Consider the following 16,855-nt stretch of genomic DNA (forward strand, 5'->3'; position numbering starts at 1 on the left):
GTTTTTTGGGTTTAATAGTTAAGATTATTTTTTTGGTATATTATTTCACTTAAAGCGAAAAAGAAAAAAGGACTCTGTCTAAATGGTCATAACCGATTTGTAGCTATTTTCATTTTCCTGAAGAGTTACAAATTTCAATGCCATATCTATTTCTGCAGCCAATTCTTTGATGGTCGATTTTTGGTAGAAATCTTTAATCTTGATTTCGATGTCAAATCGTTTCTGAATCAGTTTAAGCATGGTAACACCTTTTAAAGAATTGCCTCCTAAGGCAAAGAAATCATGTAAAACTCCAATTTCATCTTTACTGAAAAATGATTTCCACATTTCAACAAGCTTTTCCTCGGTTTCATTTGATGGTGGTACATAGTTTACAAAAGACACCGCATTATCCTCTAAATCATCCTGGAAGGCTTCACTGTCATCATAATATTCTGTGGTGAGAGGTATGGCAATAGAATCTCCTTCTGATCCTGAAAAATTGAGAAACGCAAAAGGATTTACTTTTACAGGCAGTTTTGTTTTATTAAATACATAACCCGGCATTGACACTCTGTATGGCTTTTGCTCTCCGTAGTAAGTTTCCCAGTTAATATCGATACCATTCATCCACAATTCTCCTAATTTTTGACAAAGATGCTCCTGATCATTAATTTCCTGTTTGGGATGTCTGACCAAATTTATAGCGGTATTATTGGAAGTTTCATCGTGCTGTTGCTGCTGAAACAAGGTGGTTAAGGTATTTCCTGGTCCGACTTCAATAAAAATGCTATCCGAATCTTTTAACAATGTGGCTAATCCGTCTGAGAATCGTACTGTATGACGCAAATGATCAACCCAATATTGTGATGATACCGCTTCTTCTGAACTTATTAACTGTCCTGTAAGATTGGATACGAAAGGAATCTTAGGTGTTGAGAATTCGACTTTTTCTAACTCCTCTCTAAATTCATCCAGCACTGAATCCATTAAAAAGGAATGCCCTCCTAATGAAATTCTTAGTTTTGAACATAAAATTTCTTCGGTTTCCAATATTTCTATTAGTGCCTCTATAGCTGAATCTGTACCTGATAAAACGCAAGATTCCGGAGAATTAACCACTGCTAAACTCACCTGATCATTTAGGTAGGCTTTTATTTTTTCTTCAGAAAGCGATACGCTTAACATGCTTCCTTCCGGCGTCTTGTTCATCAATAATGCACGTTTGGCAACCAATTTTACACCGGTTTCAAAAGAAAACACTTCACTTAAACAAGCGGCAACATATTCTCCCGTACTGTGTCCTATTAATTTGTCGGGAGTGATGCCCCAACGCATCATTAATTTGGCTAAAGCGTATTCAAAAACAAATACGATAGGCTGCGTGAATTCATTTTTATTAATGTCTGTATTTTTTTCCGCAGCTGAATTTTCTTCATACAAAACCTTGGTAACATCTACTCCGGTTAGCGTTTTGATAATCGAAAATCCTTTGTCTATGAGCTCTTTAAAATAAGGCTCCTTCTCATAAAGATTTTTACCCATGTTAAGGTATTGCGCTCCGGATCCTGTACACATGAAAACGATCTTTCTCTTTTGACTTAGTTTACCGGAATAAACGGACTTACTTAAAGGATCTTTTAAAGTTTCAATGGCATTTTCTCTGGAGTTGCTTACCAGAAAACGATTGTACTTAAACTGATTTCTGCCGACCTGCAAAGTATAGGCCATATCCTGAAAATTATCTTTTTCATTTTCTTCAAGAAACGAAGTTAACCTTTCCTGATAGGCATTTAAGGCTCCTACAGATTGTGCAGAAAAACGCAATAACTTATAAGAATTGTTCTCAGCGATTTCTTCCTTTAGCGGCGCTTCCTGTAAAATTACATGGGCATTATTTCCTCCTATTCCAAAGCTGCTGACACCGGCTCTCAAAGGCTGGTTGTCTTTCGATGTCCAGGCCGATAATTCTGTCTGTACTTTAAAAGGCCCGGATTTAAAATTAATTTCCGGATTTGGATTTTTAAAATGTAGAGACGGCGGAAGCATTTTATTTTTTAATGCCAGTGTTGTTTTAAGAAATCCTGTAATTCCCGCTGCGCTGTCCAGATGCCCAATATTAGTTTTTACAGATCCTAAAGCGCAGTGATGATTGGTATTGTATTCAAAAGATTTATTAAGAGCTTCTACTTCTATAGGATCGCCCAATTTTGTACCGGTACCATGTGCTTCAATATAGGTTATCGATTCGGGTGTTGCATCTGCAATCTGCTGTGCCTGTTTGATGCATTCGTACTGACCGCTGATACTTGGAGCTGTATACCCTACTTTTCGATTTCCATCATTGTTTACTACTGAGGCACGTATCACAGCATAAATCTGATCTTTATCGGCTATGGCGTCTTCCAGTCTTTTCAGAACGGCTACTCCGGCTCCTTCCCCGGATACAATACCGGACGAATCTTCATCAAAAGCTTTGCAGTGACCGTCTTTAGAATTGGTCATTCCTTCCTGATACTGGTGCCCTTTGTATACTTTTGAATATACTCTTACTCCTCCGGCAATTGCAATAGAACATTCTCTCATCAATAAAGAACGACAGGCCTGATGAATTCCAACCAATGAACTTGAACAGGCTGTATCTACATAATAACTGGGACCTCTAAGGTTCATATTATAAGAGATCAGAGTACTGATGAAGTTTTTATTGGAGATTTGATTCAGATAAAATGAATTTACATTATCATTATTGGTGATCATCGTATAGGCTCTCCAGTTCATATTATCTGAAGCAGACAAATACAGTCCGATTTTATCTTTGTATGTTTTAGGATTGTATCCGGCATCTTCCAGACCAAGCCAAACCAGTTCGTGCATCATACGCACCTGAGGGTCCATTGACATTGCTTCTTGTCTGGTGTATCCAAAAAAAGAATAATCAAAACTATTAGGGTCTTCCAGAGAAGCCTGTGCTTTAATCAAATCCGGATTAGCAAGTTCTTTTTCCGTTACTCCCGCCGCTCTTAATTCATCATCGCTGTAAAAATGAACTAATTCTTCTCCGTTCATTAAATGTTTCCAGAACTCATTAATATTATCTGACTTGGGATATTTACCTGAAATTCCAACAATAGCAATATCTTTTTTTCTAATATTATTTTCCATAGTAATTAAATTGCATCGTATTACATTAAGTTTATAAATTCATCCAGAGCTTCTGATATATCTTCCGGAACTTGTTCGGTTTGTTTTTCCTGTGAATCAACAGCATTTAAGTATTGAAGAAACTCCTCGACATTAGGGTTTTCAAATAAGGATACGACTTTAATATCAAGCCCTAATTGCTTATTGATTTCGTTAAGTATTTTGACAATCTTTATGGAATTGGCTCCCAGATCAAAGAAATTGTCCTGCAGACTTACTCTTCCTGCCTCTTTCCCCAATACTTCTGCAATGATTCCGGTAATCAGTTTTTCTTTCTCTGTTTCGGGTGCTACGTATTGTTTTTCGCTGGCTATTTTAATTCCCGGTGTATTCCCCAGTTCTTTTTTATCGATCTTTCCGTTTATGGTGATCGGCAGCTGTTTTAAGGCTATAAACTCTGAAGGAATGCTATAATGCGGGATTAAGTTTTTCAGGAATCCTCTTAGCTGTTCTAACGACAATGTATCATCGGATACCACTATATAGGCAATTAAACTTTTGATATTAAACTGATTGATCTCTACCATTACAACAGCTTCGTCAATTTGATTGTGAGCCAGTAAAGCTTGCTCTACTTCTCCGAGTTCAATTCGATATCCCGAAATTTTAACCTGGTCGTCTTTTCTTCCCAGAAATTCGATAGTACCATCAGGCAGCCATTTTCCTAAATCTCCTGTTTTGTAAAGGCGTTTGTTCTCTGCATACGGATGTTCAATAAATTTCTCTGCTGTAAGTTCCGGTCTGTTTAAATAACCTTTGGCCAATCCGGCTCCTCCTATGCATATTTCTCCAATAACTCCAACAGGTACTATTTTGTGATCCTTGTCCAGAATAAAGGTTTGGGTATTGGCAATCGGTTTTCCTATTGGTATATTTCCTAATGGTAAATCCTCTCCTTTAAGCAAGCCATACATCGCAGAACAAATACTGGTTTCTGTGGGGCCATAGGCGTTATAGTAATTTCCTAACTCCAAATATTCTTTTACCTTATTATAAACAGGAGCTTCACCAGCTGTGATTAAAGTTTTTAATCTTCTTAAAGAATTTACGTCCATCAGACTCAAATAAGAAGGCGGTATTGTCGCTACAGCGATTTTATTCTCGATAATGTATTTCTCCAGCATTTTTGGATCCTCACGGTGTTCTCTGTCGATTACAGATAAACAGGCTCCTGATAAAAGTGCTGTGAATATTTCGGATATTGAAGCATCAAATGAGAATGAAGCAAACTGCAATCCATTATCATTATTGGTAATATCGAAAAGTTCGATTTGAGCGAGAATAGTGTTTACAATCCCTTTATGCTCAATCATTACTCCTTTAGGATTTCCGGTAGAACCCGAAGTATAAATGATATAGGCTAAATCATCCGTTGTAAGTTTTACATCTTCTAAATCTTCACTATAATTACTCGGTTCAAAATCGGTAACCAGATCAAGCAAGGTCCCTTTAAAATCATCGCTGATCGTTATATGAGACTTATCTGTAAGGAGTAACTTTATGTTGGTATCATCATAAATGTATGCTTTTCGGGATTCCGGATGTGCTGTGTCTATCGGAATATAAACCGCTCCCGCTTTCATAATGCCTAAAATCGAAATAATTACAGACGCATCTCTTTCTAACTGTACTCCTATAAAGTCTCCTTTTACAATATGGTGATCCTGTCTTAAACAATTCGCCAAACGGTTCGAAAGATGGTCCAGTTCCTGATAAGTATACTTTTGATTTTTAAATGATAATGCTGTATTTTCAGGAGTTTTGGCAGCCTGAAGTACAAACAAATCGATTAATGTTTTATCAGTCGGATAGGATACTGAATTGGCATTAAAATCAACGATAAGCTCTTGTTTTTCTTCTTTCGATAGGTAATCTATGCTTTTTATCTGCTGATTTGGATCTTGTACCAGTACTTCCAGCAATTGTTTGTAATGGTTTATAATACGTGATACCGCTTCCTGCGAATACAGGTCGGTATTGTAAGTGATGTTAAAAGCGAGATAATCCCCCTGTTCCTGAAACGCAATGTCCATATCGAACTTAGATACTTTATACCCCTTATCTTCTATCGTATAAAAAGCCGTCTGATCCAGATTTTTGTTTTCAGCAACATCTCTCATGTTTTGTAGCATAAGCATCACGTCAAACACGGCACTTCTGCTGGTATCGTTTCGAAGATCAAGGTCGTCTGCCAAATTATCGAAAGGATACATCTGATGTTCATAAGACGAGAGGGTATTTTCTTTTACTGTTTGGTAAAAAGAATCAAAACTCTGCTCCGGATCTACTGCATTTCGCAACGGAAGTGTATTGATATAAAAACCTATCTGATCACTTAAATCGGCATGCTCTCTACCTGCAACAGGCGTTCCGATAATGATATCCTTTTCGGCGGTATATTTGTGAAACAGGACATTCCAGGCGGCCAGCAATCCTATAAACAAACTTCCTCCCTGATTTTGTCCGTACTTTTTAAGTCCGTTTGTGACTTCCGGTGTAATATAAGTTCTCAGGCTATTCCCCGCATAAGTCTTAACGGTTGGTCTTACTTTTTGATACGGCAGATCTAAAGTAGGAAGTTCTCCTGTCAGTGTTTTTAACCAATATTCTTTATGAACATTGTTTTGTTCCTGCTGCAATTGTTCCTGCTGCCAGACTGCATAATCTCTGTACTGGATTTTTAGTGCCGGTAATTCCGGTTCTTTCTCTTCCAGAAGCTGTTCGTATAGTGCCAGAACATCTTTTGCCAGAACATTCATTGACCAGCCGTCGCAAATAATATGATGTATGTTATAATAAAAGATATAATCATCATCTGAAAGCTGCAATATACTGGCTCTTACCAACGGTCCGTTTGTCAGATCAAATGCTGCATAGGTGTCTTCTTTGATGTACTGCGCTACGTTTGTATCCTGATGCAGATCGGTTGTGTAATCCATATAATTTACATGGAACCCCAGTTCCTCTGTCGTTTTGATTACCTGTCTTACCTCACCCTCATCATTGATTTTAAATACCGTTCGCAAAGCTTCGTGTCTGCTTATAGTAGCTTCTATTGCTTTTGAAAAACATTTTACGTCATATGCTCCTTTTAAAGCCAGGTGAAAAGGCATGTTGTATACTCCGGCACTTCCTGTAAACTGACTCAACACCCATAATCTGCGTTGTCCTGCTGAAACCGGATAATCTTCGGCATCCTGAACTTTTTGTATGGAGAGGTGTTTTTTTATTTCTGAGTTTCCAATCAAATTAGCATGTGCCTTGATGGTCGTACTTGAGAATACTTCTTTTAATCCCAGTTTTACTTCAAAAACTTTATGATATTGGTTGATCAGTTGTGTTGCTTTAAGACTGTGGCCTCCCAGTTCAAAAAAGTCATCTTCAGTTCCTACGGTATCTAATTGAAGTACTTCCTGCCAAATGGCTGTAATTTGTGTTTCAAGTTCATTTACCGGAGCCACATACGCTACGCTTGATGATCGGCCTTTATTTAATGTCAGTAAATATTTTTTGTCTACTTTTCCATTTACAGTTAGCGGAATGGCATCTGTTTCTATAATCACAGAGGGTACCATATACACTGGTAATTTGCGCTCCAGATATCTTTTGATCTCTTTTGATTCTTCTTTTTGAGAACAAACAATAAAAGCAACAATCTCTTTTTCGTTCTCATTTTTACTGTCTACTAATACAACTGCCTGATGAATCCCGGGATGCAGCAGCAGCTGTTGTTCGATTTCACTTAATTCTATTCGGTAACCTCTTACTTTGACCTGATCGTCTCTTCGCTGTTTGTAGATGATCTCTCCATTGTCCATCCATCTGGCAATGTCTCCTGTTTTATAAGACAATGAACCATTTTCTGTTGCGATAAAACGTTCTGCATTAAGCTCCGGACGGTTTAAATATCCTTTTGCAACTCCTGCACCCGAAATTATAATTTCACCGTACATTCCAATATCGCAAGGATTACCCTGCTGATCTACAATTGCTATGGTGGTATTGGCAATAGGTTTCCCAATGCGTACCTCCGTCTGATCGCTTGTCATTTCTTTTACGATACAGCCTACAGTCGTTTCAGTTGGTCCGTATTCATTAAATATGCGAATGTCTTTGTCAATGTCCCACACATTCTGCAATTGATTCTGAGTCAATTGTTCACCGCCGCAAATAATGATTTTAACGTTTGTTTTATCTATACGCAGCTCTTTCAGTAACGAAAGGTGTGAAGGCGTTAATTTTAAAGTATCAATATTCGGGTTGGTAAAACTTTCTATAAGCAATTCGTTAATTGATTTTTCATCCGATCCGATCCACAATTGTTTCCCTCTGGTTAAACTTGTAAAAAGAGACGTTATGGTAAGATCAAACGAAATAGACGTAATCAATCCCCAGTTTCCTGTCTCCGCATCCGTAAAATAATAGTCATTCGACCATTGTATATAGTTTAAAAGATTGGCATGAGTGATCAGACAACCTTTTGGATTTCCGGTAGATCCTGAAGTGTAAATGCAATAGGCAATATCTTCCGGATGGACTTTATTAAATAGTGATGTATCGCCTTGTGCTTGAAATATTTCTTCTTTAGACGGATCAAGAACGGTTAAATCGGCATAAATTTCTTCCCCAATTATAGCCGGTGTACTGATAAGTAGTTTACAGGCTGCATCTTCCAGAACAAATTGAATTCGGTCTTTTGGATAAGCGGTGTCCATTGGAATATAGTAGGCTCCGGCTTTCAGAATTCCTAAAACACTAATCATAAAATAAGGCGAACGATCCAGTAAAACCGCAACAGGGTCTGCTTTTTGAATCCCACAATTCTGAATTAAATATTGAGCGAATTGATTTGATTTTTCGTCTAACTCTTTATAAGAAATAGTAACATCATCATAAGACAGCGCCGTGTTATTTCCTTGTACTACTGCCTGCTCGTTAAAGATTTCCAAAATAGAATCAAAAGAGGCATATTCTTTAGCTGTATCATTTGACGCAGCTATAATGGCCTGACCTGCTAAAACATCATTCTGATTGGTAAAAGCTCCCTTAAGCTGAGAAGCCATTAAAGCTGCTGCGGCATCGGAATACAAAGCCGTATCGTAATACAAATCTATGGTTAAGCTGTCGCCATAATCTACAGCGTTAATCTTTACTTCAAAAACATCCGTAACGCTAAACAGATCTCTTATTTTTAAAGTATCTGAAGAATAATTGTCATTCAGCTCTGCATACTCAAACACATAGTTGAAGGTTGTAGCTTCAATAACTTCCTTGTCATGAATTCTGTTTACATAGAAATAATCCGACCACATTCCAATTTCTGCAACTGTTTTTTTGATAAATGCAATGGCTTCTTTTTCAGATAGTGATGCAAATTCGTTCAGGCCAACCGGAAGTGTTTTTGCTACTAAACCAAATGTATTTTCAAGTTCGTTATAATATCTTTTAAACGGAAGATATCCAATTGTAAAAGAGTCTTCGTCAAATTTTGACAGATAAGCCGCGAACTGAGACAATAGCAAATGTTCGGCTGAACTATCCTCCTGAACCATTTTGGCTTTTAGTTCGGTATAAGCATCTCCGTCAATAAGGCAGATGGATTTTCTTTGAGGACTGAACGTCTGATTATTGCGATTCTTAAACGGTACAATGTCTTTGGTTAGATCTGTTGGATAATTTTTCCAGAAATTCACTCCTTCTTCTTCCGGATCGCTGAACAACTGCTGCTGCCAGGCCGAAAAATCCTGATATTCTACCACTTCTCTCTCTTCTTTTTCATACGAAGTTTCGTCGAAGATGGCTTTGGAAAGTTCGCTGCATAAAAAGGCGGTACTGTAACTGTCTGCCCAAAGTGAAAACAAACGCACTGCCAATACCTGATTTCCTTGTGAATCTTTCAGCAGACAAAAACGTATCGCACTATCTTTTAAAGGGTCGTACCCGTATCCTAAACTTTCCTGAACAGTCGATGTAATCGTAAACTGATCCAATGCCTGAACCGTTCTTTCGACTATTTCTGTTTGCTTTAATTCAGATACTGCCTGAACCAGGAAACCAACATTTGGTGCCTCGTTCATTTTAAACAATAAGGTTTCATTTTTACTTATTACGAGTGCTAATCCGCGTTTTAACTTTTCTATAGTCACATCACTTTTCAGATCAATAACTACCTGATTAAAATAGTTTTGTATGTTTTTTTCAGCTACACTCCATAAGTTCATTTGATTTATTGAAAGCTGATATCCTTCAACGTTATTTATTGTTTCTTTTTCCATGATTTTAGTATCTGATTAATTAGGTATTCAAACTGTTCCGGCAGAACGCGAACAGTACTTTGTTTTTGGATTAGGTATGTTTAGAAATTAAAATAAGGAGGCTATAATTTGTCTGCTACCTTCATAAGGGCTTCTTCCGTGTGACATCAACATGTTGTCCAGGAATAATACATCTCCTTTTTCCCAAGGGAATAAAACGGTAGCTTTTTGATAGGCTTCTCTGATTTCTTCGATTTCTTCTTTTGAGATTTCGGTTCCGTCTCCGTAGAAGGTGTTATTTGGAAGCTGGTCTTCTGAATTTACCAGATCAAAAAAGGAGGCTTCCAATGCATATTTGTTAAAAAAGTAAGCGTGATTGAACCAAACTGAATCTCCTGTAGCCGGGTGTTCCCAAATTGCTTTTTTAGTCCATGTTAAAACTAAATTGGTATCACTTTTCCATTCAAACGAAATGCCTTGTTCGTTGCAGGTTTTCTCTACTTCTTTTTGGTCTTCAGTCTGAAAAACTTCTTTCCAGGACAAACCATAAGCTTCGTTGAGGTTTCTCACATATTTCACTCCTTTTTCCAAAAACTTAGTTCTTGTTTTTTCGCTTAAATACTCCAGTACTTTTTTGTTATCGGCTATCGGAGTTTCACCTTGTTTGTCGGCCGGATCGATGCAGCAAAACACAATATTGCTTGGATGAACGGGCGCATAGGAGCTTTCGCTATGCATTTCGATCGAATATTCTTTAGGATAAGTTGTCGTGTGGTACACGTTCTTTCCAACTGAATATCGAGGTGATGATCTTAAATTATATTCAAGAGGAGTATCTGCATATAATTTGCTGAAATTTTCAAATTTTTCAACGGTGTTAATGTGAAATCCTCTAAAAAGTATGGCTCCGTAGGTATTCACTTTTTCCTGAAATTCAGCTCTGTTCTGAGCTACCCAGTCGTTTAACTGCATTCCGACTGCCGATGGTTTAACTACCAATGGAAATCCTGCCTGACCTGGCCATACTGAATAGTCAACTTGTGCAACATCGGTTACTTTTTGAGCTTTAATCCCTTTTAATTTTTGTATACTATTGATCATAATTTTATTTTTTTAGAATACAGCTTTTGACTGTAGTGTTTGTAATCAAAATATTTAGTTCGTAAGATTCAGAGTTTCACCAATCAGGTCGAACCAAAAATGATCTAACCTGATTCGCGGCTCTGTACTCTAATTTGAAAAAGAATTTTATCGCTGTAAATGCGATAAGCTAAAGGCTTTTATTTTTTAACCAATTTAAATTTGTTAGCATTAAGGCTTCTCAGGATTTGCTTGGTTTCTTTCTGGAAATCAATATCATCTATCCTTTCTGCTCTGTTTTCTAAAAGCTGTGACAATAAATACTTAAAGTCGTTCATCAGGATTTCGATAAAACTTTGATTGTACAAATCGGTGTTGTAATTAATGTTATAGTACAGGTGATTTCCTATTTCTTTAACATTAATAAGCATGTCCAGTTTTGATCCTTTTTGATCCTGAACCACAATCTGATCCGTCTCTTCCTGTGTAAGCAGTAAATCTTTATTATTTTCTGCTGCTCCCGTATTGTGATAGGATATCATAATATCGTACAAAGGATTACGGCTGGTATCACCTTTTATGGTTAAATCGTCCAGCAAGTTATCGAACGGATACATTTGATGTTTCATATTCTCAAACATGGCTTCTTTAACCTTATCAAATATCTGGTCAAAATTGTCCTCCGGATTGATTTGATTGCGAATCACAATATTATTAAAGTAAAGTCCGATTTGATTTTCAAGATCTACATGATCTCTACCCATAACCGGTGACCCGATGCTAATATCTTTCTGATTGGTATATCTGTAAAACAATATGTTCCAAACCGCTACTACTCCTGTAAATAAGGTTCCTCCTTTTGTTTTACAGTACGTTTCAAATTTTCTGGTGACCGTATCAGAAAGAAATGTTCTTAACGTTTGTCCATTATTGGTCATCACTTTTGGTCTTGCTTTCTGACTAGGGAAATCTAATACTCCTCTGTCTCCGGAAAGCGTTTGCAGCCAGTATTTTTTGTGCTGATCAAAAGCATTGTTTTCCAATTGCTGCTTTTGCCATACCGCAAAATCTTTGTACTGGATAGACAGGACCGGAAGCGAAGGCACCGTGTTATTTTTGAATGCGTTGTAAAATGCCAGTACGTCTCTCTTTAAGATGTTTATGGAAACTCCGTCTCCGATAATGTGATGCATGTTATAATAAAAAACATGTTTCTGATCGGATACCTGCAGTAATGCAATTCTTAACAAAGGCCCTTCTGCAAGGTTAAAAGGCTGTAAAGTATCCTGCAGTATATAATCTGCTACAGCATTTTCAATATTTGCTTCTCCTCTGAAATCCTCTTCCTGGATGGTAAAGTCAATTTCTGAAGGCGCAATGATCCATTGTCTGACCTCAGCATTTTCGCCTTCTTTGAATATAGTACGCAATGTTTCATGACGCTCGATAACAGCATCAATGGCTTTCTTTAAAAGCGGAATATCGTATCCTTCCAAAGTAAGCTGTGCAGGCATATTATAGGAAGTATTATTTTCTCCCGACTGACTCAACACCCACATGCGGTACTGACCGCTCGAAAGCGGATAATTCGCTTGTTTCGCAACAGGGGTGATTTTTTCGATTTCATTGCTTTCAGCTGCAGCACCAAATAATAGTGGACAATGTTCCTCGATTGTTTTGTTGACAAATAAATCTCTAAGTTCTAACTTGATTCCGTACTCTTTATGGTATCGGGTAATAAGTCTTGTCAGTTTTAAACTGTGTCCTCCAAACTCGAAGAAATTATCGGTAACTCCTATACGTTCTCTGTCTAAAATTTCTTTCCAGATGGTTACCAACTGCTCTTCATTAGTATTGCGCGGCGCAACATAACCGCTTGCATCTGTTCCTTGTGATGCCAGTTTTGGCAAGGCTTTTTTATTTACTTTTCCATTTGAGGTAAGCGGCATTTCATCCAGAGGGATGCACAAAGTAGGCACCATATATTTAGGAAGACTTTCTAAAAGATATCCTTTAAAATCTTCCAGTGTATAATTGTCTTTAAGGACTACATAAGCGACTAATTCTTTCGAATAAAACTGATCTTCATGTACAATAACTGTGGCATGATTCGCATACGGACAGATGTTTAAAGCTGCTTCTACTTCGCCAAGTTCTATTCTGAATCCTCTGATTTTGATTTGTTTATCGTTTCTTCCCAAATATTCAATATCTCCACTTGAAAGTCGTTTGGCAACGTCTCCGGTTTTATAGAGACGTTCTCCAGGATTGAATGGATTGGTCATGAATCGTTCTTTTGAAAGTTCTGGACGATTTAAATATCCTCTTGAAACTCCGGCTCCTGAAACAAACAATTCTCCGGCAACTCCCATGGGTACTAATTCCATATTTTCATCCAGAATATAGCAGCTCATTGTTGGGATAGGTCTTCCGATATCACTTACATTAAGGTTAATTTCACGTGTTCCGATCTCTTTAAAGGTTACGTGCACCGTTGTTTCGGTAATACCGTACATGTTGATCAAAGCACAATCCGGATATTGAGCCGCCCATGGTTTAAGAACTCCCGGTGTAAGTGCCTCACCTCCAAATATTACATAACGTACTTTCAAAGGATGTTTTTTGTCGATTACCTGCTCTTGTAAAGCATTGAATGCAGAAGGTGTCTGATTCAATACGGTTACTTTCTGCTCCGCTAAAAGATCTGCAAATGCTTCTGTATCTTTTGCAACCAGTTCAGGAACGATCACCAGTCTGCCTCCGTATAACAAGGCACCAAATATTTCCCAAACCGAAAAGTCAAAACTATAAGAATGGAACAGGCACCATACGTCTTTTTCGTCAAAATCAAACAAAGGTTTTTCCGTAAAGAAAAGTCTCACTACGTTGCCGTGTTCAATCATTACTCCTTTAGGCACTCCGGTAGTTCCTGATGTATAAATGACATAAGCCAGGTTGTCTAAAGGTAAATCCAACTCTAAATTGGTCGTTTCATAAGCAGAAAGAAATGTATCTGCATGATCTAAATTTACCAGCTGAACAGGGATATCTAATTTTACGGTTTCACTGCTTTTTGTGCTTACCAATACAATATTTGACTTACTGTCATTTAGTATAAAACTGATGCGCTCCGTTGGATATTCAGGATCAATAGGCACATACGCTCCGCCCGCTTTTAAGATTCCAAGTATTCCTATGATCATCTCAAAAGAACGGTTGATACACATTCCTACCATGACTTCCGGACCTACACCCTGCTCTTGTAAGTATCTGGAAAGCTGATTTGCTTTTTCGTTCAATACTTTATAGGTCATGTGTTTACCGTCTATAGTCAAAGCAACGGCGTCGGGAGTTTTTGCTGCTTTTTCTTCAAAAATCTCTACTATATTCTGATCTGCCGGATAATCTACTTCAGAGGCGTTGTAAGCTTTGGTAAGCACTTCGATTTCTGCTGCACCCAGCATATTGAAATCTCCTATTGTAGTAAACTGCTCTTCGGCCATTTGACACAAGGCTGTTCTGAAATGTTCGGTAATCATCTGAACAAAAGCGGCCTCCATTATCGAACTGTTGAATGTAAAATCGATCACCAGTCTGTCTTTCAGCATAGGCTGAATCGAAAGTAAATAGTTGTTGTTTTCTTTTACATTTACACTCTCTATTTCTAAAACCGGTTTCTGCTTGCTGTCACTGCTTTTAGACGGATAGTTGGTAAACGATAATAAAGTATCAAAACAATCTCCTTTTATTTCGTTCCATTGCTGAATTTTATTAAGAGACGTATGTTGGAAATTCCTAGCCGTTACAGATGTTTTCTGAAGCATTGCCAGAAAATCAGTAATCGTTTGATTCTGATCTATTTTTGCTCTTAACGGAATGGTATTGATATACAATCCTACTTTGCTGTCGTAATTGAGTTCCGCCGGACGTCCGGAAACGGTAACACCGTACACAATATCTTTAAAACCAGTGTATTTTGATAATAAAATGGCCCAGACAGCCTGTGTTAAAGTATTAGGTGTAACATGCTGTGCTTTAGAAAAATCATTTATTTTTTGCGTTAATTCCGCATCAAAATCAATGGTAATACGCTCATATTTTCCTTTTCCTTTGTTACGTTCGTGTAATGCTTTACAGAAAGGCAGTAATGAAGGTTCGTTAAAATCCTGCATATAAGTCTGCCAGAATTCTTTTTCTTCAAAGGCGTCTATCGCTTTAATATAATTGATAAAATCTTCGTATCGGTCTTCTTCTTGTGCCTCAGGTTCAACACCGTGCATTAGGTTGGTGTACGCACGTATCACTTCCTGAATGATCACTTGCCCGGACCATCCGTCCCATAATACGTGATGTTTCGTCCAGATCATTTTATAAGTACTCTCTCCAAACTTAGCCAGCGTGATACGCATTAAAGGCGGATTTGTAAAACTAAAATCTTCAAATCGGTCTTCGTCTTTTAGTTTTTTAAAGGTTATGTCTTTTTCCTGATCCGTACTATCGGTTAAATCAACCAATCGTAACGGAACTTCTACTTCTTTGTTTACAAACTGAATCGGAATATTTACTTTGTCGTAAATAAAACCGGTTCTTAGGATGGTATGATTGTTAATGACATGCTGCCAGGCTTTTTTAAAGCGAACTACATCCAGTTTAGACGAAAAAGTAACATCAAACTGGGTATGATAAGTGGTATTTTCTTTTGCTCCGGTACTGTACAAATAGGTACTGTGAAATAAAATCCCTTCCTGAACAGGGCTTAATCCGTACATAGAAGAAATGTTTTTTCGGTCCAGTTTAAAATCTTCTTTCTTTAAATAAGCAATAATATCGGCTTTGTTTTCTTTAATGAACGAAGTTATGTCCTGACGTTCGGTGATAATCTTAATATCAGAAGGTGTAAGTTTTCCTTCCTTTCCCAATAAAACTAAATCCTGTCCGTTAATTTTAAGCTGAAATCCAAGGTCTTTTAAGTTTTTTATGAATTTTTCCATGATTTTAAAAATATTTTCTTGTAACGTAGTCACTCTTTACTGTTAATATGAAATAATACGGTGCGTTATCGAATGGTAATCAGAATACAGCAATTCCTCTTAAGGTATCTTCGTATTCCGTAGCCGTTGTAAGGATACTTTCGATACTTTCTAAAAAGGAAGCGATGGTTTCAGCTTTAAAATAAAGATCATTATAGGTGAGTATAAAGTCAAAACTGTTTTCTCTTTCCTGTACTAAAAGATTAAGATCGTATTTTCCTAATCCCTGATTTTTATAGTTAAAAGGCTCTCCTTCTTCTTCGGTAACAGCATCGTATCGGTCGTACAAATACAAAACATCAAAAAGTGCTGTCCTGCTCATATCCTTTTTAGGGTTGATTTCTACAACCAGCTTGTCAAATGGAATTTCTTTATTGCTGTATGCCGTTTGCCAGGTATTGGCAACTACTGTGCAGGCATCTTCAAGTGTTCCATTTTTGTCCAGTACAGATCGTAACACTACCAGATTTTCTATAGGTCCTACCGTTGATTCTGTAAGATGGTTACGCATGTTCATCAAGCTACCGATCACGATATCCGAAAGTCCTGAAAACTGAGCCAAAGCCATCTTATAAGCAGCCAAAGTCACCATTTGCGGACTAGTGCCATTAACTGCTGCAAAGGATTGTAAACCATCTTTATTAAAAGAAAAAGAGCTCGTTGCAGTTTGATAAATATGAACCGGAACGCGTTCTGAATCCGTAGGAAGATACAGCACCTGATTGTCTGTTAATTGTTTTCTCCAAAAAGCAACCAAGCTTTCTGTTTCGTAAGGATCGACAGCTTGTTCCCATTCTGAAAAATCTTTGTATTGCATGGTAAATCCTAATGAGTCTTCGGGATGCGAAACGAAACTTAAAAAATCTTCTTTGAGAATCTTAAGACTATAACGGTCTGCCACTACATGATGAAGTACAAATAGTATCCTGATCTGATTTTCCAAACGTTCGAAATAGGCTTTTACCAATACTCCATTTTCAAAATCAAAGGATATCTTGCGTAATTCTTCCTGATTTTCTTTCAGATCAGGCTGTTCTTTAAGCAGCTTTTTTATATCCGTTTCTTCAGGAGTTGTAATGACTTGAAAAATCTGATCACCCTCTCTCACGATTTTGGTTCTTAAAACATCATGACGGTTGATCAATTGTGTAAAAGCACGATAAATTTCTTCAGTACTTACCTCTTTTTCTATGGTGAAACTCAATGGTATATTATGGTAAACTGGTCCTCCTTCGTAGAGATAATCTCTTTCGAAATGGTCGATGAACCACATCCTTTGCTGGTGATAGGATACAGGTAATTTCATAT

General features: G+C 37.5%; 5 protein-coding genes. All 5 read right to left on the reverse strand.

Annotation, left to right across the window (positions count from 1 at the left end; genetic code table 11):
• Window positions 1-78: 78 nt before the first annotated feature.
• Entirely contained in the window at window positions 79-3,144 is a 3,066-nt protein-coding gene (locus B0A80_RS09810) for a type I polyketide synthase (RefSeq protein WP_089077177.1), read from the reverse strand.
• 20 nt (window positions 3,145-3,164) lie between these two features.
• On the reverse strand, window positions 3,165-9,458 hold the full coding sequence (locus B0A80_RS09815; protein ID WP_089077178.1) for a non-ribosomal peptide synthetase: 6,294 nt from the start codon (window positions 9,456-9,458) through the stop codon (window positions 3,165-3,167).
• 87 nt (window positions 9,459-9,545) lie between these two features.
• On the reverse strand, window positions 9,546-10,538 hold the full coding sequence (locus tag B0A80_RS09820) for a TauD/TfdA family dioxygenase (protein ID WP_035746294.1): 993 nt from the start codon (window positions 10,536-10,538) through the stop codon (window positions 9,546-9,548).
• A 179-nt stretch (window positions 10,539-10,717) separates the two neighbouring features.
• A complete protein-coding gene (locus tag B0A80_RS09825; protein ID WP_089077179.1) occupies window positions 10,718-15,508 on the reverse strand; it encodes a non-ribosomal peptide synthetase in 4,791 nt (1,596 codons plus the stop codon).
• A 79-nt stretch (window positions 15,509-15,587) separates the two neighbouring features.
• Window positions 15,588-16,853, reverse strand: a complete 1,266-nt coding sequence (locus tag B0A80_RS09830) for a condensation domain-containing protein (protein WP_089077180.1) — start codon at window positions 16,851-16,853, stop codon at window positions 15,588-15,590.
• Between the last annotated feature and the right edge of the window lie 2 nt (window positions 16,854-16,855).

This window comes from Flavobacterium tructae (assembly GCF_002217475.1).
Classification (GTDB): Bacteria; Bacteroidota; Bacteroidia; order Flavobacteriales; family Flavobacteriaceae; genus Flavobacterium; species Flavobacterium tructae.

What these genes read in the sequence shown, in the direction of transcription:
- B0A80_RS09825 (WP_089077179.1), bottom strand. Translation starts at nt 15,508, where the DNA reads ATGGAAAAATTCATAAAAAACTTAAAAGACCTTGGATTTCAGCTTAAA.
- B0A80_RS09820 (WP_035746294.1), bottom strand. Translation starts at nt 10,538, where the DNA reads ATGATCAATAGTATACAAAAATTAAAAGGGATTAAAGCTCAAAAAGTA.
- B0A80_RS09815 (WP_089077178.1), bottom strand. Translation starts at nt 9,458, where the DNA reads ATGGAAAAAGAAACAATAAATAACGTTGAAGGATATCAGCTTTCAATA.
- B0A80_RS09810 (WP_089077177.1), bottom strand. Translation starts at nt 3,144, where the DNA reads ATGGAAAATAATATTAGAAAAAAAGATATTGCTATTGTTGGAATTTCA.
- B0A80_RS09830 (WP_089077180.1), bottom strand. Translation starts at nt 16,853, where the DNA reads ATGAAATTACCTGTATCCTATCACCAGCAAAGGATGTGGTTCATCGAC.